Annotated in this window: 20 protein-coding genes and 1 riboswitch; of the genes, 13 read left to right on the forward strand and 7 right to left on the reverse strand. The window is 56.6% G+C overall.

Annotation, left to right across the window (positions count from 1 at the left end):
- Positions 1-77: 77 nt before the first annotated feature.
- Together ASU33_RS17365 and ASU33_RS17370 are read right to left on the reverse strand one after the other, a co-directional pair.
- Positions 78-1,445, reverse strand: a complete 1,368-nt coding sequence (locus ASU33_RS17365) for a hypothetical protein (RefSeq protein WP_059072092.1) — start codon at positions 1,443-1,445, stop codon at positions 78-80.
- A 161-nt stretch (positions 1,446-1,606) separates the two neighbouring features.
- Positions 1,607-2,425: a phosphatase PAP2 family protein gene (locus ASU33_RS17370; RefSeq protein ID WP_286130632.1), complete on the reverse strand. Its 819-nt coding sequence runs from the start codon at positions 2,423-2,425 to the stop codon at positions 1,607-1,609.
- Positions 2,426-2,687: 262 nt separating this feature from the next.
- Between ASU33_RS17370 and metK the strand changes: the two genes are divergently transcribed.
- A complete protein-coding gene (metK, locus tag ASU33_RS17375; RefSeq protein ID WP_059072094.1) occupies positions 2,688-3,950 on the forward strand; it encodes a methionine adenosyltransferase in 1,263 nt (420 codons plus the stop codon).
- Positions 3,951-4,026: 76 nt separating this feature from the next.
- On the opposite strand, the gene hpf is transcribed toward metK, so the two are convergent.
- From hpf to ASU33_RS17395, 4 genes are all read right to left on the reverse strand, one after another.
- Entirely contained in the window at positions 4,027-4,326 is a 300-nt protein-coding gene (hpf, locus tag ASU33_RS17380) for a ribosome hibernation-promoting factor, HPF/YfiA family (protein WP_059072095.1), read from the reverse strand.
- 34 nt (positions 4,327-4,360) lie between these two features.
- A complete protein-coding gene (locus ASU33_RS17385) occupies positions 4,361-5,248 on the reverse strand; it encodes a tyrosine-type recombinase/integrase (RefSeq protein ID WP_059072096.1) in 888 nt (295 codons plus the stop codon).
- A 159-nt stretch (positions 5,249-5,407) separates the two neighbouring features.
- Positions 5,408-5,599 carry a 30S ribosomal protein S21 gene (rpsU, locus tag ASU33_RS17390; protein WP_059072097.1) on the reverse strand — a complete coding sequence of 64 codons (192 nt, stop codon included), beginning with the start codon at positions 5,597-5,599 and terminating at the stop codon, positions 5,408-5,410.
- A gap of 86 nt (positions 5,600-5,685) precedes the next feature.
- Positions 5,686-6,825, reverse strand: coding sequence for an acyl-CoA dehydrogenase (locus ASU33_RS17395; RefSeq protein WP_059072098.1), 1,140 nt, complete (start codon positions 6,823-6,825; stop codon positions 5,686-5,688).
- Positions 6,826-7,124: 299 nt separating this feature from the next.
- Between ASU33_RS17395 and ASU33_RS17400 the strand changes: the two genes are divergently transcribed.
- From ASU33_RS17400 to ASU33_RS17455, 12 genes are all read left to right on the forward strand, one after another.
- Positions 7,125-7,994, forward strand: coding sequence for a polysaccharide biosynthesis/export family protein (locus ASU33_RS17400; RefSeq protein WP_160328235.1), 870 nt, complete (start codon positions 7,125-7,127; stop codon positions 7,992-7,994).
- Positions 7,995-8,039: 45 nt separating this feature from the next.
- Complete coding sequence (locus tag ASU33_RS17405) at positions 8,040-10,484, forward strand: GumC family protein (RefSeq protein ID WP_059072100.1); 2,445 nt, start codon at positions 8,040-8,042, stop codon at positions 10,482-10,484.
- A gap of 17 nt (positions 10,485-10,501) precedes the next feature.
- The gene (locus ASU33_RS17410; RefSeq protein ID WP_059072101.1) at positions 10,502-11,257 is read left to right on the forward strand and encodes a tyrosine-protein phosphatase; all 756 of its coding nucleotides are present in this window, start codon (positions 10,502-10,504) and stop codon (positions 11,255-11,257) included.
- 37 nt (positions 11,258-11,294) lie between these two features.
- The gene (locus ASU33_RS17415) at positions 11,295-12,308 is read left to right on the forward strand and encodes an NAD-dependent epimerase/dehydratase family protein (protein ID WP_059072102.1); all 1,014 of its coding nucleotides are present in this window, start codon (positions 11,295-11,297) and stop codon (positions 12,306-12,308) included.
- Between the two features lie 86 nt (positions 12,309-12,394).
- The gene (locus ASU33_RS17420) at positions 12,395-13,792 is read left to right on the forward strand and encodes a tetratricopeptide repeat protein (protein ID WP_059072103.1); all 1,398 of its coding nucleotides are present in this window, start codon (positions 12,395-12,397) and stop codon (positions 13,790-13,792) included.
- A 133-nt stretch (positions 13,793-13,925) separates the two neighbouring features.
- Positions 13,926-14,759, forward strand: a complete 834-nt coding sequence (locus ASU33_RS17425; protein WP_059072104.1) for a phosphosulfolactate synthase — start codon at positions 13,926-13,928, stop codon at positions 14,757-14,759.
- A gap of 147 nt (positions 14,760-14,906) precedes the next feature.
- Entirely contained in the window at positions 14,907-15,458 is a 552-nt protein-coding gene (locus ASU33_RS17430; protein ID WP_059072105.1) for a GNAT family N-acetyltransferase, read from the forward strand.
- 71 nt (positions 15,459-15,529) lie between these two features.
- A complete protein-coding gene (locus tag ASU33_RS17435) occupies positions 15,530-16,453 on the forward strand; it encodes an alpha/beta hydrolase (RefSeq protein ID WP_059072106.1) in 924 nt (307 codons plus the stop codon).
- A gap of 78 nt (positions 16,454-16,531) precedes the next feature.
- A complete protein-coding gene (locus ASU33_RS17440; RefSeq protein WP_059072107.1) occupies positions 16,532-17,875 on the forward strand; it encodes a PQQ-dependent sugar dehydrogenase in 1,344 nt (447 codons plus the stop codon).
- Between the two features lie 38 nt (positions 17,876-17,913).
- Positions 17,914-18,105: riboswitch (cobalamin riboswitch) on the forward strand.
- A 183-nt stretch (positions 18,106-18,288) separates the two neighbouring features.
- Complete coding sequence (locus tag ASU33_RS17445) at positions 18,289-18,678, forward strand: acyl-CoA thioesterase (protein WP_059072108.1); 390 nt, start codon at positions 18,289-18,291, stop codon at positions 18,676-18,678.
- A 175-nt stretch (positions 18,679-18,853) separates the two neighbouring features.
- On the forward strand, positions 18,854-19,504 hold the full coding sequence (locus tag ASU33_RS17450) for a DedA family protein (protein ID WP_059072109.1): 651 nt from the start codon (positions 18,854-18,856) through the stop codon (positions 19,502-19,504).
- 88 nt (positions 19,505-19,592) lie between these two features.
- Positions 19,593-20,336, forward strand: coding sequence for a shikimate dehydrogenase family protein (locus ASU33_RS17455; RefSeq protein ID WP_059072110.1), 744 nt, complete (start codon positions 19,593-19,595; stop codon positions 20,334-20,336).
- 130 nt (positions 20,337-20,466) lie between these two features.
- Here the strand turns inward: ASU33_RS17455 and ASU33_RS17460 are convergent, their stop codons facing one another.
- Positions 20,467-23,094, reverse strand: a complete 2,628-nt coding sequence (locus ASU33_RS17460; RefSeq protein ID WP_059072111.1) for a TonB-dependent receptor — start codon at positions 23,092-23,094, stop codon at positions 20,467-20,469.
- Positions 23,095-23,280: the final 186 nt, after the last annotated feature.

Genomic DNA, 23,280 nt, shown 5'->3' on the forward strand with positions numbered 1-23,280 from the left:
CGAAGCAAAGCGGCCGCGCCCAATCTTGAGCGCGGCCGCTTTGCTTCGTTAAGTTGGAAACGCTGTGTGGGAGTTGGTTACTCTTTGGCGTCGGTGTTGCGGTTAATCTGAACCGCGAGGCTCAGCGTCAGGCTGAGGGTGCGCGCTTTGTAATTGTAGCCGCTGCTGTAAGTCATGCCGGATTCCTGCGCCACCGAGCGCACTACCACGGGGTCGTAGTAGCCGCCTAGACCGTAGCGGCGGGCCTGGAGCATCAGCGTCAGGCGGTCTTGCCGCAGGCCCACCTCTAGGTACGGGAGGCGTGTGCTCTCGAAGCCGTACACTTCGTTGCGGCTAACCACGTTGCGTCCCCACGGCGTAGTTGTGTAGCGCAACTCGTTGGCCTCAAAACGCTGGAATGCGTCGGTCGAGAACAGCTGCAGCCCCGTGCCGGCCACCAGCTGAAACTGCGTACCTAGGGGGCGCAGGTAGCGTAGGCCAATCTCAATCGCCGTAAATGAGCCACGCCAATCAAGTGTGCCCTCGTAACCGCCCGCACGCAGCTCGGCCGTGCGTCCAAAGTTTGCCCGGCTGATGGCCGTGTGCAGCGCCAACTGCCGGCCCGGAAACAGCAAGTCAAAAAATACCCCTAGCTGTCCGTGTGGGCGGCCGTCGGCTTGCAGGCCGTCAAGTGTGGGTGGCTCCAGGCCAGGGCTATCGGCGAGGCGCAGGCGATGCGAATTGTAGCGCACGCCAAAGGTTGGTCCCACCACAACCCGGTACCGGCTGCGGTCCTTGGCAACAAAGTTGGTGCTGCCCGGCTGGCGTGTGGTTGAGCACTCGCGGTTATACAACTGCACAAGGTTGGTCAGTCCCGTTTCTGTAAAAGCGGTTTTGGGTAGTGCAGCCACCACGCTTGGGCACTCAAGGAAGTATAGCTCCAGCTGGCCGCGGTAGTTGTTGGCATCAACTACCTTGGTGATGCCGCCTTGGTTTTGGCGGTGCTTGCGTGGCACCAGCTCAATGTAGGGCCGCTGTTCGCGCTGCACAAAGTAGTGCTTCACGTTGCCGTCCTCAATCATCAGCAGCGAGGCCGCGCCCGTTACCAGCACATCGGCCAGCACTGTGTCGGGCCGTTGCTCAATCCTGAGCTGCTCGGGCATGCGCTTCAGGTCCGATGTCACGGTGTAGTCGATGGGCAACACCTCGCGCCGCAACAGACGCCCGCTCTCTAGGTGCACGCCACGCAGCTGCCGCGCCAGGTAGGTGGTAGGCGGCGTTTGAGCAGTAGGGCGGAAGCGGATGTCCTTGGGCGGCGCCGACCAGTAGTTGTTCTCTACCTCGCCGCGCAGCGTGTCGCCCGCTGCTAACACTACGTATCCTGGCTCGAATACCTGGGCTGATGCTTGTAAGGTACCGAGCAGCAGACCAAAACATAATAAAGCAATACGGGTAAAAAAACGCATAGAATCAGGGTTCAAAAATCCTGTAAATCTATACACAGGGAATGTTCATTGCATTTAGTTTAAGCCATGGAATATGCCCTAGGTGCTAGTGCGAACGGTACTAAGGCAGAGGGCCGGTGCAGCAACTGCTGCACCGGCCCTCTGCCTTAGTGTGGATCAACCTACAGTCGCTTCGTCAACAACAAACCGCCGTAAGAGTAGCCATTTACATTAATACCTTGCATCGGCACCATCGATACACCACCCCGACGCTTTTTATGCAATTGCGGCACCAGTATACCCGAGGCCGCACCCACGGCATAGCCAACTAGGTTATCCGACAAAAAGTGTTTGCCTGCTTTCAGACGCATGTAGCCCACAGCGGCCGGTATGGCCGCAGCCGCCGTCCACACGAAAGGCCGTGCCGCCGATTCAGGGTGGAAGTCGTGAAATACCTTGGCGAAGAAGAACGTGTTGGTGGCGGTGGCTGCCGTGTGGCCTGCAAAGAAGGAGTTGTTGGCGTTGTTGTTGCCGCGCTGGCTGAGCGTCAGCCTAGGGTCGTTGCTGTAGGCCAAGGGGCGGCTGCGTTCTACCGTAGCCGTGGAGAGCGTAAACAGCGCGCCTGTAAGCGAAATAGCCTCTAGGTACAGCACGCCAACCTGGCCTGCTTTGTCGCGCACCTTCGAGTCGGCCAATATCAGAGCAGCGGGTGCTGCAAAAGAGCCATAAAAAGGATAGTCGCTGGCCTTTTTTACGTCGGGGTTATAGTAGCCCGCCGCAAAACGGTCGAAGCCATTAACGTCTTCGCGGCGCAGGCCTAAAACTTCGCCATCGGTTAGGCCTTCGCCGTTTTGTGCTTTATCGAAGGCTAAGCCAGTAGCCAGCAACAAGCCGCCAACGATGGGGCCGTCGACGTAGATGCTGGTTTGGTAAGGAGTGCGGTATTGAGCCTGTGCAGCCAGTGGAAGCAAGCCACTCAGCAACAGGGCTGCACGGAGCATAAGCATTTTCATGGTAGGAGGAAAGAAGAAACAGGAATGTTGTTGCTCCCTGAAACGCAGCCTCAGCCGTAGGGTTGGCCCATGGCTTTGCGCTGGATTTCTCTGCTGGCAATCGGAGATGTAATCGCCGTTGCCGCTTTCCAGCGGCCGAACCGATGTGCTTTCCTGATTTTCGGTAGCTTTGCGGCCCACCTGTGGGTTGCTCTGCCGGGGCTTCTCCGCGGGTTTTAGGTTTCACCGAAGCCGGCACTATCTCAGCGCAATGCCATATCTGTTTACCTCTGAATCCGTCTCGGAGGGCCACCCCGACAAAGTAGCCGACCAGATTTCCGACGCCATCCTGGACGAATTTCTGCGGCAGGACCCTTCCTCCAAAGTCGCCTGCGAAACACTTGTTACCACCGGTCTGGTAGTCGTAGCTGGTGAAGTAAAATCGAAAGCTTACGTCGATGTGCAAGGCGTAGCTCGCGAGGTTATTCGCCGCATTGGCTACACCAAAGCCGAGTACAAGTTCGAGGCCGAGTCGTGCGGCATTTTGTCGGCGCTGCACGAGCAGTCGCCCGATATCAACCAAGGCGTAGAGCGCCAGAACCCCGAAGACCAAGGCGCCGGCGACCAAGGCATGATGTTCGGCTACGCCACGCGCGAAACCGACAACTACATGCCGTTGGCGCTCGATTTGTCGCACCGTTTATTGCGCGAGCTGTCGGCCATTCGCAAAGAAGGCCGCCAGATGACGTACCTGCGCCCCGACGCCAAGTCGCAGGTAACCATCCGCTACTCCGACGACAACACGCCCGAAGCCATCGACACCATCGTGGTTTCGACGCAGCATGATGACTTCGATGCTTCGGAAGAAACCATGCTCCGCCGTATTTCGGAGGATGTTAAAGGTATCCTAATTCCGCGCGTAAAGGCCCAGCTCAGCGCCGAGGTGCAGCAGCTCTTCACAGATGAAATCACCTACCACATCAATCCCACTGGCAAATTTGTAATCGGCGGCCCCCACGGCGACTCAGGCCTCACCGGCCGTAAGATCATCGTGGATACCTACGGTGGCAAAGGAGCCCACGGCGGCGGTGCTTTCTCGGGCAAAGACTCTTCGAAAGTAGATCGCTCGGCCGCTTACGCTGCCCGGCACATCGCCAAAAACTTGGTTGCCGCCGGCGTGGCCGACCAAGTGCTGGTGCAAGTAGCTTACGCTATTGGCGTAGCGAAGCCCGTAGGCCTGTACGTAACCACCTACGGCACCACCAAGGCCACCGATGGCAATGGCCAGCAACTCACCGATGGGCAAATTGCCGAGAAGGTGCAGCAGCTGTTTGACATGCGCCCGTACGCCATTGTACAACGCTTTGGCTTGCAGAACCCCATTTTCGGCGAAACCGCCGCTTACGGCCACATGGGCCGCGAGTCGCAGACTAAGCAAGTATCCTTGCCAAACAACGAAACCCGCCAAGTAGAAACCTTTACTTGGGAAAAGCTCGATTACGTCGATCAGATCAAGCAAGCCTTCAATCTGTAATTGGCCCTAGGTGCCATAAAACAGGAGGCCCTGCCGCAGCTGCGGCAGGGCCTCCTGTTTTATGGCACCTAGGAAGTTAGTGCGCCGTTTGCTTTTCCTTGTGGCGTATCAACTGTTTCTTCAATTGCTCCGCTGCCGAGTCGGCGGCGGCTTCAAAGCTCGAAGCGTTTTCCTGACTGAATAGGGTAGTACCCGGTACGAATAGCTTGATTTCAACAGTTTTATTGTCGACGCCGTCGTTGTTGTTCAGGCGCATGATAACCTCGCCTTCTGTTACGCGGTCGTAAAACGTTTCGAGCTTATCGAGGCGCTTCTGGATGAAGTCGAGCAACTTTTGATCGGCGGTGAAGTGCACCGATTGCATCTGTACTTTCATCGGTTGTAGGGTTTTGGGGTAAGACAAAGGGAATTCAGGCCTTTGGGTGGGCCTTTTCAAACACAGCTTTCAATTTGTCGATACTCAGGTGCGTGTACACCTGCGTAGCAGCTAGGTTGGCGTGCCCAAGCAACTCCTTAATGGCGTTCAAATCGGCCCCTTTGCCCAGCAAGTGCGTAGCAAAGGAGTGGCGCAACACGTGGGGGTGCTGCTGCCCGGGTGCCGAGGTAATTTGCCCTAGGTAATGCTTTACGGTACGGTACACCAGCTGCGGATAGAGCGGCTTGCCTTTATCCGTAACGAGGAGGGACGCAGTGGCGTTGCCCGCGCTGCCAAACTCGCTGGTTTTGCGTGCGATATAATTTTCGAGCACGCCGATAAGCGACGGATTAAGCGGAACCACGCGCTGCTTGTTGCCTTTGCCCGTAACGCGTACCGTGCGTGCCGGTAAGCTCACGTCGTGATGCTCAATGCCAATTAGTTCGGAAAGGCGAATGCCCGTGCCGTACAGCATTTCCAGCATCAGCTGATCACGTGCGCCTGCAAACGAATCTTCGAACTGAAACGAATCGAGCAGTTGATTTAACGATTGCTCGGGCACGAAGTCGGGCAGCTTCTTGTTTGTTTTGGGCGGCGTAATGCGCAACATGGGGTTGCGAGCAACGTGCCCAGTGCGCAGCAAGAATTTATAGAAGGAGCGCAAGCAGGCAATTTTCCGATTCACCGTACGCGGGTCGCGCTGCTGCTCCATAAGCGTCACAATCCAGGAGCGAATCAGGGTATGATCGGCCGTGGCTGCGTCCTGCACCTCGTAGGTGTGCAGCAGGTAATCCTGAAACTGCCGTAAATCCGTTTGGTACGACAGCACAGTGTGCGGCGAGTAGCGACGCTCGAAGCGTAGGTAATCAAAAAATGCTTCCATAGGGGAAGCCGCAACAGCGGCAACTGCAGAGCCCAATGTAGAAAACCCCAACGATAATCGGAACATAAAAAACAGCGGGCCTGCCCTAGGTAGGGCAGGCCCGCTGTGAGCTTAATAGCAGCAATCAGCTGTGCTACTTAGCCAGTACGGCGCAAAAAATTAGTCTTGCGTGCCGTACGTAGCCAGCTTGTAAGCAGCCTTTTCGCGTTGCTTACGCTTGGTCACCGACGGCTTCTGGAAAAACGTGCGGCGACGTAGTTCTTTCAGCACACCCGTGCGTTCGAATTTTTTCTTGAAACGCTTCAGCGCGCGGTCAACCGACTCGTTTTCCTTGATTTGGACGATGAGCATAAAAAAAGAAAGCGTGGAGTTTCAGAGTTTGAGGGTTGCAAAGGTAACAGCCAAGATGTTACGATGCAAGCCTCTGTCAGGTTCCTCTACTTCAGAATAGTACGTGCAATAACGAGCTTCTGAATTTCAGAAGTTCCTTCGCCGATGGTGCACAACTTGGAGTCGCGGTAGAATTTCTCGGCTGGGTAATCTTTGGTGTAGCCATAGCCACCGAAGATTTGCACAGCCTCGTTCGATACGCGTACGCATACTTCCGAAGCATACAGTTTGGCCATGGCCGACTCGCGGTTCACGCTCAGGCCTTGGTCCTTCATGTCGGCAGCGCGGTACGTCAGCAGCGAAGCCGCTTCAATTTCTGTCGCCATATCGGCGAGCTTGAAGCTGATGCCTTGGAAGTTGCTGATAGGTTGATTGAATTGCTGACGCTCTTTCGAATACTGCAGTGCTGCTTCGTACGCACCTTGTGCAATACCCAGCGACAGCGCAGCAATGCTGATGCGGCCACCGTCGAGCACTTTGAGCGCCTGCACAAACCCGTCGCCAACTTTGCCGATTACGTTCTCCTTAGGTACTCGGCAATCGGTGAAGATCAGTTCGGTGGTTTCCGAAGCACGCATACCGAGCTTGTCTTCTTTGCGGCCTGCTTCAAAGCCGGGAGTGCCCCGCTCAATGATAAAGGCCGTCATGCCATGCGAGTCGCCAACTTCACCGGTGCGGGCAATTACTACGGCTACGTTGCCGCTCTTGCCGTGCGTAATGAAGTTTTTGGCGCCGTTCAGTACGTAATGGTCACCGTCGAGCACTGCGGTGGTGCGCATGTTGCCGGCATCGGAGCCGGTATTGGGTTCTGTCAGGCCCCAAGCACCGATCCACTCGCCGCTGGCGAGCTTCGGTAGGTATTTACGCTTTTGTTCTTCCGAAGCGTGCTGTAAAATATGACCGGTGCAAAGCGAGTTATGCGCAGCCATCGACAAGCCAATGCTGGGGTCAATCTTCGACAACTCGGCAATAGCCGTCACGTATTCGGTGTAACCAAATCCGGCGCCGCCATACTCCTGCGGCACCAACACGCCCATAAGGCCTAGTTCACCCAGTTTGTGGAAGACCTCTACGGGAAACTCCTGCGTATCATCCCACTCACGCATAAAGGGCTTGATGTGGGTGGCGCCGAAGTCGCGCACCATTTGGGCAATCATTGTCTGGTTTTCAGTAGCTACCAGTTCCATGGAAAAGTGAATGATGTGGGAATGACGGGGAGGTAGGGCGGTAAAACAAACGCTCGTTTGGTTCAAGCGAAGGTACGAATTTTGCGTAGCCGAAGATGATATGATAGCCCGTCTGCCAAGAGCCAATTTTGAAAGGGGCTCTTTATTCGATTTCTTTGATGGTTTTTTGGCACAAATTCGTTGTAATCTGACGTTAGTGCCAAAATTGGCAATCCACTAAAACCAGCTCGCCTTATGGGGCGGTTTTCATGCATCTAATCAAATCATTCCGCCCCTCACGTATTCTGCTATTCTTGTCTTTGCTGACACTGCTTGGTTCGTGCGCATCCTCGCGACGTTATCAGCAAAGCATTATGTTTCGCCCCACAAAACGAGACAGTGCCGATACGCTGATGATTCGGGGAGCCTTGTCACAAGTGCAGGGTACCTACCGAATTAAGCCGAATGATTACTTAGAAGTTCGCGTGTTTACCAACGAAGGCGAACGGCTGATCGACCCGAACGGAGAGCTTGGTTTCGGCTCGCCGGGAGCACAATCTGGCGGTGTTGGTAGCGCCAATCGTCAGCAGCGGGTATTAACTACCCGCGGCGGAGGTGGCGGCGCTGCACCCGCACCCACTGACTATTTGGTGGGCCCCGACGGAAGAGTTGTACTGCCTGTTATTGAACCAGTGCGGGTTGCGGGCCTAACAGCACGTCAAGCAGATAGTCTGCTACAAACTCTTTACGATAAGTTCTATCGCGGGGTGTTTGTGCAAACCCGAGTTACCAACCATCGGGTAGTAGTACTTGGTACTCCTGGGGGGCAAATTGTGCCCTTAACAAACGAGAACATGAGTCTAATTGAGGTGATTGCAGCTGTAGGCGGGCCCAATAACACTGGTGGAGTTGCTTCAGCTATAGGAGGAAAGCTCAATAACATCCGCCTGATCCGGCCCGAGGCCAGCGGTAGTTTCAAGCGGGCACAAGTACAGGTAATCGACCTGACCACAATTGCTGGTATGCGGCAGGCCAACCTGAAGGTGCAGCCGAATGATGTGATATACATTGAACCAGCACGTCGTTCGGCATTCATCCAGGGCTTACAGGATGCAGCACCGCTTATTGGATTGCTCGGCACCATAACCGCTCTCGTCTCAACTTCGGTCTTTATTATAGATCGTCTCTAATTTTTGCAAGGGTAGCCGTGAGTGTGGCCAAACCCGCTTTTCCGCATGGCAGTAAATAAGGAAGCAGAACTGGAAGAATTGATTCGCGCAAGCGGCGAAGAAACCGACGACGTTGCCGAAAGCAGCTTCGACGTGGCTACGTTGCTAATGGTGACGCGACGGAGCTTGCCTTGGATGGTGCTGCTCATTGCCCTAGGGTTAACAGCGGCTTGGCTTTACCTGCGCTACACGCAACCTGTTTATCAGTCTGCCTCAACCCTGAAGATTGACCAGAAAACTCAAAGTGCTGTTTTAGGACTAGGAGGCGTTGGAGGGTCTGCTGAAGCGCAGCAGAATGCTAAGAACCTAGCCGGCGAAGTTGAGTTGATCAAATCAAATTTGATTTATCGAAAGCTTCAAGATTCGCTTAATCTTAACGTAAGCTATTTCGTTGAGGGCACTGTATTAGCGAGTGAGCTATATAATGCCACTCCTTTTCGGATTGATTACGATCCTGCTGATCAGATTTTGTACAATCGAAAATTTGATATAGTATTTAGCGACGCCAAGCGCTTTTCGCTTGTTAGCAAAGCAGAGAGTGGTGACGTACGAGTTGATGGTGTGTTTAACCAGCCATTGAAAATTGGTAATTCATTCATTGTTCTAAAGCCAACTGAACAAGCTATACAGCCCAATATTCCATATTATTTTATAATTCATGATAATTCATCCGTTTGGTCGTATATCGATCAGGGCTTAACGGTTGAAATTATTAATCCAGAAGCAAATACTATCGCTATATCGTTCAAAGACCATAATCCTAAGAAAGCACGCGATATAGTTAATAAAATAGATACGCTGTATCTCCAAGAGAAGCTGGCTAAGAATACTCAAGCAACTCAGCAAGCATTAGCCTTTTTGGAAGGCCAGCTGGATCAGAATAGCCAGCGTTTACAGGGTGCTGAGGAAGCCTTGCAAGAATTTGTAAAGCGTAATAAGACGTACGACGTTAAATCTGACTTGGCTACCATTACAGAGAAGATGGAAGCCTTGGAGGAGGAAAAAGAACAACTACTGCGTAAGGCGGGAGCAATTGGGGAAATAGCTCAGTTAGTTGAGCAGAACCAGGTAATGGTGCAGGAAGGAGACGACATAGAGCAAAGTATTCCTGCCCTTGCAATTCTAGAAGATGCCCAGTTAACGCAGCAAATTGGAGTTCTGAACGATCAGCAGGCTGATATGAATCGGCTGCTTGAATCCTACAAGCCTACTACCACTGCCGTTCAAATTCGGCGCGAGCAGTTAGATTTTACCCGTCGATCTATCCGTCGGCTTCTGCAGCAGGCCAGCCAATTAGTGCGCTCAGAAGTAAGTAAGCTAAATCAGCAGCAGCGTGAATTGGAAGGACGTTTGCAACTACTTCCAGAAAAAGAAACAGAGTTGGTTCGTTTGCGCCGTCCGTTCGATCTGTACGAAAAAACGTACTTGATGCTGATGGACAAAAAGGTAGAGTTTAGCATTCAGAAAGCTGGAACAACACCTGATTTCCAAATACTCTCACCGGCTACTTTGCCAACTGCACCCATATTCCCTGTCAGGACTATGGTGTATGCCATCGGTTTGGCGGCGGGTGTAGCCTTAGGGCTAGGATTGGTAGCGGTACGTTTTTTCCTGCACAACACCATTACAACTGTGCGAGAATTGGAATCGAACACAGTTGCACCCGTATTAGGGGTGGTGCCGTCGTACGATAAAGAAAAGCTGACCGTCTCTAAGCTGATTGTGGATAAAAATCCCAAATCGGCGATTTCCGAAGCTATTCGTTCGATTAGAACGAATCTGGAGTTTTTAGCTCCCTCAAAACACAAGCGGCTTATTTCCATTACCTCCACTATATCAGGGGAGGGAAAAACCTTTGTGGCTGTAAACTTAGGCGGCATTATTGCACTATCCGATCAACGTGTAATCATCATTGATCTGGACATGCGCAAGCCCAAAGTGAACTTGGCGTTTGAGGCAGAAAATACTAAGGGCGTAAGCACAATTCTGATTGAACGGCATACGGTGCAGGAGTGTATTCAGCGCACTAGCATTCCGACGCTGGATTTTATTTCGGCCGGACCAACACCGCCGAATCCTTCGGAATTGATTCTGCATCCGCAATTTGATCAAATGCTGGAGGAGCTTAAGCAGCAGTACGACGTGGTTATCATCGATACACCTCCGGTGGGTCTGGTAACCGACGGTGTACTGATCATGCGCAAGGTTGATATCCCGATCTACATTGTGCGAGCTGGTTATTCCAAAAAGACGTTCCTGAAAAACATTAATAAGCTGGTGCGCGGTAGCGGCTTTAACAAGCTCACTACCATCTTGAACGATGCCCAAGCTGGAGGAGCTTATGGCTACGGCTACGGCTATGGCTATGGCTACGGCAGCGGCTACGGCTACTACGAGGACGAGCCAGCTCCCAAAGGACTGTTTGGCCAATTGCGTCGCCGCTTTTCGTAAGTTGCGGCAACACACCTATGGCCTCCTTCCTTCAAAAGCTCTTCGGGCGTCGAACAAGCGTATCGGAATTTGCGCTGGCTGAGCTGGGCGCCGATATGCACTCGCACTTACTGCCCGGCCTCGACGATGGCTCAGAGTCAGTGGAACAGTCGGTTGAGCTGTTGCGGGCTATGGAAGCCTTAGGTTATCGTAAGCTGGTGATGACGCCGCACATCATGGGCGACTTCTACCGCAATACGTCCGAAGGCGTGCATGCTGCCTTGGGCCAACTGCAAGAAGCTGCAACCAAAGCCGGTTGCGGAATGGAGCTGAGTTGTGCCGCCGAATACTACCTCGACGAGTCGTTGACGCGCAAACTGGCAGCAGGCGAGCAATTGCTGAGCTTTGGCGCCGATAAGCGCTACTTGCTGTTTGAAACCTCGTACATCAACGAGCCTTTCAATTTGCAGGAGGTCGTTTTTGAATTAAAAGCTGCCGGTTACCAGCCCGTGTTAGCGCATCCGGAGCGGTATACATACCTGTATGGCCGTTTTGTCGAGCTCGAGAAAATCCGCGAAATGGGCGTACTGCTGCAACTCAATCTTAATTCGCTGGTTGGCTACTACTCATCGGGTGCAAAACGCGTAGCAGAAAAACTCATCGATGCCGGACTGGTTGATTTTGCAGGCACCGACGCACACAACCTAAGGCATACCAACTCCTTGCAGCGGGTGTTGCAAAGTGAGTACCTAGGCAAACTGTTGCGCTTGCCGCTGCTTAATCGTGAGCTGTAGCAGGTAAGCAGCGCCCTCACCGGCCTTTCATTAGCTGATGATTTTTGTAACTGGCAGTAGCGGCTTAATTGGTTCGTACCTGATACCGGCGCTGCTGGCCCGCGGTTTTACCGTTCGGGCCTTGTACCGCGATAAGGTGCCTGGGCATGTGCTAGGTGCCGATCGGGTGGAATGGATTGAAGGCGACGTGCGCGACTCAGGCGTGCTGCGCGAAGCTACCGCGGGGGTAACACACGTGTTTCATTGTGCCGGGCTGGTTTCGTATGCACCGCAAGATGAGGAGCTGCTGCGGCAAGTAAATGTTGAAGGCACTGCCGCGGTTGTGGATGCTTGTCTGGCACGGCCAGGCATTCGGTTGTGCCACGTATCGTCGGTGGCCGCGCTGGGCGGTTTGCCGGCTACGGCTACCAGCCCCGAGCTCGACGAAAAGGCCAAGTGGGACCTAGGCGCTTCGCACCCGGCATATGCCACTTCCAAGTACCTAGGCGAAACCGAAGTGTGGCGGGGCGTGGCCGAAGGCCTTTCGGCGATTATTGTAAACCCTTCGGTTATCCTGGGTGCTACCAACTGGGAACGGAGCAGCACGCAGCTATTTCGGTATGCTTATAAAGAGCATTCGTTTTACACCCCCGGAAGCGTTAATTTTGTAGATGTACGCGACGTGGTGGAAGCCATGCTGCGCCTGACTTTTGAGCTTGACGTGACGGGCGAGCGGTACATTTTGAGTGCCGACGCTATGCCGCTGATCGAGTTTTTTCGGCAGGCGGCGGCTTGCTTCGGTAAAAAGCCCCCGACGGTGCAGGTACCCGATTGGGCCGCCGAAATTATCTGGCGGTTCGAGCACGTACGGGGCGTGCTCACCGGCTCGCGGCCGCTCATCACCAAGGACACGGCTCGTGCGGGCCGCCGCCCAGTGGTGTACAACGCGGCCAAGGTGCAGCAAGCCACGGGCATGCGTTTCCGGCCACTACTGGAAACAATACAGTGGGCCTGCGCCGGATTGATGGCCGCTCCGAACTCCACGCCCGCCAGCGGGGTTGTACAACCCTAGGGCCTGTCCGCAACTATTGGCAAGCCGTACAGAAGAGGGGTGCCGCAGCTACATTGCTGCCGCAGCCGTTTGCTGATAACATGAGAATGAACGAACACTCTGAGGAACAGGACGAAGTATTGGCAACGGTGCGCCGCTTTGAGCGCATGATTGCCGAAGGCGAGCCGGTGTTCTTTGATCTGGCAGATTTCGAGAACATCATCGACCATTATACCTCCACGGCCCAGTTTGATAAAGCTTTGCAAGCCTGCGAAGCCGCGGTTGCGCAGTACCCGTTCTCTACGGAGTTACTCATCGACCGGGCGCAGGTATTGGCTATGCGTGGCGAGTACCAGCAGGCTTTGCAACAAATAGATGAAGTAGCCGGCCGCGAGCCCGACAGCGCCGATGTACCCGTTACGCGTGGCATCATTGCCACGCAACAGGGCGACTTTGCGGCGGCTGTAGGGTATTTTCAGCAAGGTATAGAACGTGCCCCCGACCGCGACGACATTTACTTCAACCTAGGCCTGGCCTACCAACAGTGGCAGAAGTTTAAGAGCGCAGCCCGCAATTACAAGCAAAGCCTGCGCATCAACCCCGACAACGACGCGGCTGTGCAGGAACTACTTTTCTGCCTGGAGGTATCGGGACGACTGGAGCAGAATCTGGAGTTTTTCCGGCGCTTTACCGACGAAGATCCTTACTCGGCAATTGCTTGGTACAACCTAGGGCAGGCCTACTACAAAGCCGGGCAGTTTGGCAACGCTGCGCAGGCCTTCGACTACGCCATCGTCATCGATCCGAAGTTTTACGAAGCCCACGCCTACCTGGCCAGTGCCTTCGTGAGCATGGAGGAGTACCAGCGTGCCATCGACGAGTTTCAGCTAAGCTACGAGGAGGGCAAACCCACGGCCGAGGCCCTGTGCAATATTGGCGAATGCCACGAGAAGCTGCGCCAGTGGGACCCCGCCCGCCGCTACTACCGCCAAGCCCTCGACATCGACCCTGAAATGGACGAGGCGTGGTTTGGCATTGGCGTGGTGCTCGATGCGCAGGAGCACTGGTTTGAGGCGCTGCACTTCTACCGCAAAGCCGTGAGCCTGTACGAGGAAAGCGGCGAGTACTGGCTGGCCCTGGCCAATGCCGAGTACCAGGTGGGCAACGTAGTTAGCGCCATCGAGGCCTACGACAAAGCCACGCAGGTAGCGCCTGAAATGCCCGAAGGCTGGATTAACTGGAGTGCCATCCTGTACGAGCAGGGCAACTACGATGCCGCCATCGATTTGATGAAGGCGGCCAGCGAGCTGTTGCCCACCGAGGCCGACCTGATGTACCGCCTGTGCGCCTACTTGTTGGCGGCTGGCCGCTACCGCCAGGCGTACGATGTACTCGAAAATGCCCTACTTTTGGACTTCGACAAGCACAAGCTGCTGTTCGAGTTCTTTCCGGAGCTGGAGCAGCAGCGCGCCCTAACGCGGCTGATCGAGCAATACCGCAAGTAGATTTTTGAGTATTGGGTACCAAGTACTGAGTACGTAGACATTTGAGGCTTGAAAGAGGTGTAGCACCTTTTTCAAGCCTTTTGTCTGCTTACCTAGGCGGGTGCGCCCAAGCCTCGTTACCCCACACCAACGCATGAATTACGATCTTACCCAAATCCCCGAACGCACCGAGAAACCCCGCGAGCAAGGCTTTACCATGGTAATGGATAAAGGCCTGAGCGTACGCGAAGTAGAAGACTTTCTGGAAGTAGGGGCGGCGTATACCGACATTGTGAAACTAGGCTGGGCCACGTCGTTCGTGACGCCTAACCTGCGTCCAAAACTGGAGGCTTACAAGGCCGCCGGCATTCCGGTGTACTTCGGAGGCACCTTGTTCGAGGCCTTCATCATCCGCGGACAGTTCGACGATTACCGCCGCCTGCTCGACCAGTTTGGAATGGAGTACGCCGAGGTATCGGATGGTTCAATTGAGCTCGACCACGACCAAAAGTGCGAGTTCATTCGGCAGCTGTCGGGCCAGGTAAAGGTGTTGTCGGAGGTAGGCTCCAAAGACGCCGAGAAGATTATTCCGCCCTATAAGTGGATCAGCCAGATGCAAACCGAGTTGGAGGCCGGCGCGCTCAAAGTTATCGGCGAAGCCCGCGAAGGTGGTAATGTGGGTTTGTTCCGCAGCACCGGCGAAGTACGCTCGGGTCTGGTAGAAGAAATCCTGACCAAAATTCCGTCGGAGCGCATCTTGTGGGAAGCCCCGCAAAAGGCTCAGCAGGTTTGGTTTGTGAAGCTGCTCGGCGCCAACGTAAACCTCGGCAACATCGCACCCTCGGAGGTAGTTAGCCTCGAAACCATTCGTTTGGGCTTGCGCGGCGACACGTTCTCGCACTTCCTCGACATGGATGCCGTGGACCCCATGTTCAAGCCCTCGGAAAAGCCCGGTGCCAAGCCCGGCACCTCCATGCCGCGCGGCTAAGTTTGTCTGAGCACACAAAAGCGCTGCACGCCTGCTGGTGTGCAGCGCTTTTGTTTTGGCCGCCACACAAGGCCGCTTGTAGCCGCTGACCAACGCTTTATTGCTGCCCGGTAAGTTGCCGCTAAGCAGAAACTCCTAGGTTTGTTTATGCTCACTATCAATCTGTCGCCCGTAGCCGAGCTGCGTACCAGCCGCTTAAGCCTGCGCCGCTTGCTGCCCTCCGATGCACCTGCTTTGTTGCGACTCCGCTCCGACGAACGCGTAATGCGCTATTTCGACCGCGAGCCGATGACGACCGAGGAGCAGGCGTTGGAGCTCATCAGAAGCACCGACGAGCTGATTGCCAAAAACCAAGGCGTTATGTGGGGCATTTGCCTGCGGCCCGGCACTGAGATAGTAGGCACCATCGGGCCGTGGAACATTACAGCGGAGCACCACCGCGCCGAGCTTGGCTACCTGTTGCACCCCGATTTGTGGGGACAAGGGCTGATGGGCGAAGCGTTGGACGAGGTATGCCGCTACGCCTTCGAACACCTAGGGATGCACAGCCTCGAGGCCAACGTAAACCCCCACAACGCAGCCTCGCGGCGGCTACTCGAAAAACACGGCTTTGTGCAGGAGGCTTACTTCCGCGAGAACTTCTACCACAACGGGCAGTTTCTCGACTCCGTCATTTACTCGCGTTTGGCCCCGCGCTAGGTACTGATGAGCGTGGTACACCTCTTTGTAATATCAACCAGCCCTAGGTAGCAGAAACTTCGCTTAGCCTCATGCTCCTTAGTCACACCCGTTGGTACTACCGCGCCCTGCAGTTGCTAGCACTGTGCCTGCTGCTGGTTGCTTTCCGGACCGATAACCCCCGCGACCCCGGCCGGGTAGAGCACCTCGCCGATTTCAAATCGAAACACGTGAAGCCCCGGCACGTGGATGTGTGGCTGCCCGATGGCTACCCGCAGCCCGGGCGCAAGTACGCCGTGCTTTACATGAACGATGGCCAAAACCTCTATCACCCAGCCACGGCGTACGGCGGCGTAGCATGGGAAGTCGACAGCACGCTAGCGGCCCTAGGTGGGCAAGTGCGCGATGTAATTGTGGTAGGCATCTGGAACACCGATTTGCGCTTTGCCGAATATGCCCCGGCCAAACCTTACCAGCTGATGCCGGCCGTTCGCCGCGAGCAACTGGCGCGCGAACGACCCGGCCAACCGCTATCCGATGCCTACCTGCGCTTTGTGGTGGAGGAGCTGAAGCCTTACATCGACAAACATTACCGCACCGATAAGCGCCGCCAAAGCACTTTCATTGGTGGCTCGAGCATGGGCGGGCTGATTTCGCTGTACGCAGCCCTGGAGTACCCGAAGGTGTTTGGCGGAGCAGCGTGCATATCAACGCACTGGCCCCTGAGCCTGCAGGACAACACGCCCGATTTCACCAACGCCATGCTGCGTTACCTCGCCGATAAACTTCCGCAAGGCAAGCGCCGCCCCCGGCTGTATTTCGATTATGGTACCGCCACGCTCGATGCCCGCTACGAGGTGCACCAGCTGCGCATCGACAGCCTGCTGCGCGCCAAAGGCTACGATACGCAGCACTGGCAAACGTTGAAGTTCGAAGGCGCAGCACACAACGAGGGCTCCTGGAAAAAGCGCTTTGCCACCCCGGCTCGTTTTCTGTTGGGGGCGCAACCCCGCTAGCGCAGGCAGCAGCGAAGCACCTAGGCAACCCTGCGCGCCAAAGGCAGTAATACTGGGGGTTCAACCACTGAACCTACCATGAAACAGTTGCCGCACCTGCTGTTGGTTGTAGCCTGCGCCGCCCTGGCCAGCTGCTCTCAGCAACAACCATCCGAAAACACCACCGCTGCCGCCAACACCGCCGCGGCTGACACCACCGCCCAGCAGCCCGCTTCGGGGGGCAACTTGCCCGAGCCCTACGCCACGCCATCGAGCCAAAAGTTCAGCAAGGCCATTGGCTGGCCAAGCGGCAAAACACCCTCGGCACCAGCAGGCTTTAGCGTAACCGAATACGCCCGCGACCTGCAAAATCCGCGCTGGATGTATATAGCCGCCAATGGCGACATCTTCGTGGCCGAGTCGAACACGGTACCCCGTACGTCTACGGCTAAAGGCGAGAAGAAAGAGGGGCTGAAAGAGTCGCGCTCGATGCGCGAAACCAGCGCCAACCGCATTACGTTGCTGCGCGATGCCAACAAGGACGGCAAGCCCGAGCTGCGCGAAACGTCCCTGACGGGTTTAAACCAGCCCTTTGGCATGACCATCGTGGGCAACTACTTCTACGTGGGCAATACCGATGCTGTGCTGCGTTTTCCGTACCAGCCGGGCCAAACCAAGCCCACCGGCAAAGGCGAGAAGATCCTCGACCTGCCCGTGGGCGGCTACAACAACCACTGGACGCGCAACCTCCTGGCCTCAGTCGATGGCTCCAAAATTTACGTGTCCATCGGGTCGGCCTCCAATGTAATGGAGCACGGCGAAGAAAACGACCGTGGCCGCGCCCTCATTCTCGAAATCAACCCCGATGGCTCGGGCAAGCGTGTGTTTGCCTCGGGCTTGCGCAACCCCGTGGGCATGGACTGGGCCCCCAGCTCGCAAGTGCTTTGGACGGCCGTGAACGAACGCGACGAACTCGGCGACGACTTGGTGCCCGATTACCTTACCAGCGTGCGCGAAGGCGGTTTTTACGGCTGGCCCTACGCTTATTTTGGCCAGAAGGAAGACCCACGGCGCAAAGGCGAGCGGCCCGATCTGGTGCAGAAATCGATAGCACCCGAAGTTGACCTAGGGCCCCACACGGCCTCGTTGGGCTTGGCCTTTTACGATGCCGAGGCTTTTCCGCAGCGCTACCGCGGCGGTGCCTTCATTGGGCAGCACGGCTCCTGGAACCGCTCAGAGTTTTCGGGCTACAAAGTGGTGTACGTGCCCTTCGGCAATGGCAAACCCACCGGTAAGCCCGAAGATTTTCTGACGGGTTTTGTGGCCAACGAGCAAACGCGCGAGGTGTACGGGCGGCCCGTAGGCGTAGCCGTAGCGCCCGATGGCGCCCTGCTGGTAGCCGACGATGCCGGCAACCGCATTTGGCGCGTGGCCGCGCGCTAAGCGAGCAAGTGCTATACTTGCGGCTGGTTCTTTGCCATCCGCAATTGCCGTAGTAAGGTTGCTGCCCCAGCGGGCAGCACGAAGAAGGAACCGTGTGCAAATCACGGGCTGACGCGCAACTGTAAGTAACACCACAGAAACGGCCACCTAGGTCCATTGCCCCGCTGGGGCGAGAAGGACGGCCGCTTTCGTTACAAGCCAGGAGACTTGCCTTTACTACGCCGTGCCGACGCGTGCTTTCGCGCCTTAAAGCCACCGTCGGGCCAATTGTGCATAGTTGTTTGGGGGTGTTGCTGCTTGCGGCAAGTGCCCTAGGAGAGCTATGCGCCACTTGGCCCGCGTGTGGGCAATGGGTAAGCGAAAGTGCCGCAGGCCGCAAGGGCAGGTGCACCACTTCTTCACCCCAATCCCGCATGACACCGGAACTAACCCAACGCATTGCCCTGGCCGAGACGCGCATCTTCAAGGCAGTATTCCCGAGCACCACCAACCACTACGATACGCTGTTTGGCGGCACGGCCATGCAACTAATGGACGAAGTGGCGTTTATCGCAGCCACGCGCTTCAGCCGCAAACGCATGGTTACGGTATCCTCCGATAAAATTGACTTTCGCATACCCATTCCGGCCGGTACCATTGTGGAGCTGATTGGCCGCGTAGCGCGCATCGGCAACAAAAGCCTCGATGTGGAGGTCGACATCTTCACCGAAGAAATGTACTCCGATGCGCGGCAGCACGCCGTGGCCGGTACGTTCACGTTCGTGGCCATCGACGAGCACAAGGTGCCCATTAGTGTATTGTAGCACCCGAGTACCTAGGGTTTGGGCGTGGGGCCGCCGGAAGTCGTTGAGCAATAAACCAACGCATTATTGGGTCGGTACGGCGCCCTAGGTAGCTGCGGTGGTGGGCGGGCAAGTAGGGCAGGGCAGTGTGGCTTTGCTCGCTAGGCGTTTACTTTGCAGGATAACCCTGCTTTGTATGGAAATACTTAAGGACTTCGTTGACATTGTCCTGCACCTCGATAAGCACCTGGCCGAGCTGATTCAGCAGTACGACGTCTGGACCTACGCCATTCTGTTCCTGATCATCTTCGTCGAAACCGGCGTGGTGGTGCTGCCCTTCTTGCCCGGCGACTCGCTGTTGTTTGCCGCCGGCACGCTGGCCGCGCTGCCCAACAGCCCCCTCAACGTGGTGGTGCTGATGCTGCTGCTCATTGCCGCGGCCGTGCTGGGCGACACGCTCAACTACCACATCGGCGACTACATCGGGCCGCGGGTATTCCGGCGCGATTACCGATTCCTGAAGCGGGAGCATCTGCTGCGCACCCAGCAGTTCTACGAGAAGCACGGCGCCAAAACCATCATCATTGCCCGCTTTGTGCCCATCGTGCGCACGTTTGCGCCTTTTATTGCTGGCGTAGGCACCATGAGCTACGGCAAGTTCCTGTCGTACAACCTGGTTGGGGGCGTAATCTGGGTGGTGTCGCTCACCATGGCGGGCTATTTCCTGGGTGGCATCCCGTTCATTCAGAAAAACTTCGGCCTGTTTACGCTGTTGATTATTGCAGTATCGGTACTGCCGGTGGTGGTAGAGTTTCTGAAACAGCGCTTTGCCTCGGCAGCACGCTAGTATTTGTACATTCCAAAGTGCAAAACCGCCCCGGCTAACTTTGGCCGGGGCGGTTTTTTTTGTTTTTTCGGGGTAAAATCCGCTATGTATGGCTCGTGAATTTGGCTTGATTGGCAAATCGTTGGTGCACTCGTTTTCCCCTACTTACTTCTCGCAGAAGTTTGAGCACCTAGGCCTGCGCGACTGCACCTACGAGGCGTTTGAGCTGGAGCACGTACGCGAGTTATCGGCGCTGGTAGCTAGCCGGCCCGACTTGCAAGGCCTCAACGTAACCATTCCGTACAAAGAGCAAATACTGCCCTACCTCGATGCCCTCGATTCGTCGGCGGCGCGCATCGGGGCCGTCAACGTTATTCAGTTTGATGCCGACCGCCGCCTGATTGGGCACAACACCGACTACGTGGGCTTCCGCGACTCGCTGCGGCGCTTTTACCCGCTGCGCGGCGAGCAAGCCACGGCATTGGTGCTCGGCACCGGCGGTGCCTCCAAAGCCGTGGAGGTAGCTCTGCGCGAGCTGGATATTCATTACTGGCTTGTATCGCGCGACACACTGGCTTTGGGGCTTACCTACGCCGAGCTTTCGCCCGAGCTTATTGCTGCGCACACGCTCATCATCAATACCACGCCCCTAGGTACCTACCCCCGCACCGAGGAGTGTCCAGCCATACCGTACGAAGCCCTTACGCCCCAGCATTACCTCTTCGATTTGGTATACAACCCGTCCGAAACCGAATTCATGCGCCGCGGCCGGGCCCAAGGCGCGCAGGCGCAAAACGGTTTCGAGATGCTGTGCCTGCAAGCCGAGGCCGCCTGGGCAATCTGGAATCGGTAGCACCTAGGGCGCAACCGCCCCGCGCGTGCACCAACAACAAAAGGCCGCCTCTCGTGCGAGAGCCGGCCTTTTGCTAATAGCCTGTTGGTTGTCACTTCTCGGGCAGCCGAGCCGTCCGCGTGCAGGCTAATTAGTTGCCGCCTTGGCCGCCGCCGTCGCCGGCTTTCTGGTCGTCGTTGCGGATGCTGCGTTTCGGGCGCTGCGGCTTGTTCTCGAGCTTGCCGAAGCGGTAGCTAAAGGCCAGGCGCACACCGCGGTTGTACACCTTGGTGGTGTTGGTTTGCTCAGAGAAGGCCGTGCGGAAGTCGTTGGTCAGGCGCACGTACTTCGTGAAGGGGTTGTCGGCGTTCAGCGTCAGGTCGCCTTTGTCCTTCAGGATGTTTTTGCGCAGGCCAAACGAGTACATCTGCCAGGGCGACGACTTGCCTTGCAGCTGAATGCGCGGCGAGTTGAGCATGCCGAAGAACTGCAGGCTGTAGCCTTTGTCGAATTTGTAGCCCGAGTTGATGTTGGTGGAGTACACCAGGCCGCTGTTCGAGGTGTTCAGCGCGCCGCTTTTCAGGTACACGTAGTAAATGCTCACGTTGCCGCTGATGTCCCACTTCGGCAGGGGCTTCACCGAGCCAAACAGGTTCAGGCCAAAGGTTTGGTTGCGGGCAATGTTGCCGTAGGTGGTTTCTACGATGCTGATTTCGCGGCCCTGCGGATCGGTGCCGGTTTGGGTTTCGCGCTTGGCCTCGATGGCGTTGTTGGTAATGCGCGAATACGCCGTAATGTTGATGACCGAACCCTTCACGAAGGTGTTCCAGTTCACCTCGTAGTTGTCCGAGAATTCGGCGTCGAGCTTGGGGTTGCCAAACTGCACGTTGTACGGGTCAATCTGGTTGCGGTAGGGGTTCAGGAAGAAGATACTCGGGCGCTGAATGCGGCGCGAGTAGCTAAGGCGCAGTGTGGAGCCTTGCTGCTTGAGGTTGCGCGTGAGCGACACGTTGGGCAGCAGGTTGGTGTAATCGGTGCTGAAGCGGTCGGCCTCGCCCTGGAAGTTGCCACCCAGCTCGGTGCGCTCCAAGCGGCCCCCGAGGCGCACGTTGTACTTCTTACCTAGGGCCGTGCCGTAGGTGGCGTACAGCGCCTGCACATCCTGGTTGTAGTCGTACACGTTGGTGCGCGCGGCGTCTTCCAGCAATGGGCCGTTGCCAAAGGCGTTGCTCAGGCGGAAGTCGCTGCTCACGTTGCGCATGATGGTTTTGCCGCCGATTTCCACCGTTTGCTTGTCCGACAGCGGGTGCACGTAGTCGGTTTGGATGGTGGTTTCGAGGTTGCGCGCAATGTTGGGGCTTTCCTCGCGGTAGTACGCGTCGGCGTCGGAGCCACCTAGCGCAAACTCATCGAGGGTGTAGAAGCGGCGGTTGCGGTTGCGCGAGTGTTGGGCCAGCACCGTCCACTCGCGGCGGCTTTGCTGGCCGAAGCTGCGCGTGTACGAGCCCGTAAGGTCGTAGCTCTGCGTGCGGAACTGCTGCTCCAGGTCGCGCCCGAAGTTGTTTCGCGCGCTCAGCGGCTCGCCTTGGGCCACGCGGTACTGGCTCAGCACATCCACATCGAAGCGGTTGCGGAACATGTTGCCGTTCCAGGTAACGTTGAAGGCGTGGTTCGGGGCGGGCTCCCAATCGAGGCCAAGGCGGCCGTTGCCGCCGCCGCCGCCGCCAAAGCCGTCGTTGCGCTGCGTCAGGAAGCCCTCCGTGATGATGCGCTTCTCGATGCCGTTGGCATCGCGCTCTACCGCTATTACGGCGCGGTCTACGCGGTCGACGCCTTGCACGCCCGGCGCGTAAAAGCCGAAACCGTTGAGTGCGGCCGTAAGGCCTACTTTGCCGCGGCGGGCATTTAAGCCTAGGTTAGCGTTGGAGTTACGCGTGCCGGCAGCCAAGCCAATGTTGCCGTTTACGCCCTGTAGGTTGTTTTCCTTCAGCACAATGTTGATGATACCCGCCGAGCCCTCGGAGTCGTACTTGGCCGAGGGGTTGGTAATCACCTCCACGTTCTTGATCTGGTCGGCGGGCAGTTGCTTCAGCGCCTGGGCCACGTCGCCGGCTACCACCGCCGAGGGTTTGCCGTTGATGAGCACGCGCACGTTGCCCGAGCCGCGCAGCTGCAGGTTGCCGTCGGGGTCTACGCTCACCATGGGTGCCTTGCGCAGCACGTCGGCCGCGGTGCCGCCGCGGTTGGTAGCATCTTGCGTGGCGTTGTACACCAGGCGGTCGGGCTTGCTTTCCACCACGGGCCGCTCGCCGGTTACCGTTACCTCGTTCAGCTGCTTCGCCTGCGACTGCAGCGCGATGCTGCCTAGGTCGAGGTTCATCTTGCCATCGGCCAGGGTTACGGGCTGCACTAGGCTGCCGTAGCCAATAAAACTTACCGACAAGCGGTAAGAGCCTTCGGCCAAACCCTTAATGGTGAAGTTGCCTTTGTCGTCGGCCACGGCGCCATCGAGCGGCTGCTCGCCTTGGGCCGGCAGCAGGGCTACGGTGGCAAACTCTACCGGCTGCTTGGTAGTGGCATCAACCACCTTGCCGCTGATGCGGCCATTACCGCGTGGGGCCGGCGCCGCCAGCAGCGGCGATTTGGGGCTAGCACCACCCGGCGCTCCGGTGGGCGCGCCAGCCGGCGGACCAGCGGGCCTGGTAGCAGGATTTTGGGCAAGGGCATTGCCAGTAAGCAGGCTCGACGAAGCAAGCAAAAGCAGTACGGCGTTTTTCATAGTGCAGAACGATGGCGGCTGGGAGAGAAGGGAAGTAGCTACAGGGCATAGCTGTAGCTGGCCAAGCCTAAGCGAGGCAATGTGGGTGGGGAGGTTGCCCGCAGGGTGTTGCAGGCGAAATCAGGATTGGGTGTGGGTTGCGGCGGCAAAAGTACTAGGGTGTACTTTGCAAAACAAGGTAGCTTG

The sequence above is a fragment of the Solirubrum puertoriconensis genome (assembly GCF_001483135.1).
In the GTDB taxonomy this organism is placed as follows: Bacteria; Bacteroidota; Bacteroidia; order Cytophagales; family Hymenobacteraceae; genus Solirubrum; species Solirubrum puertoriconensis.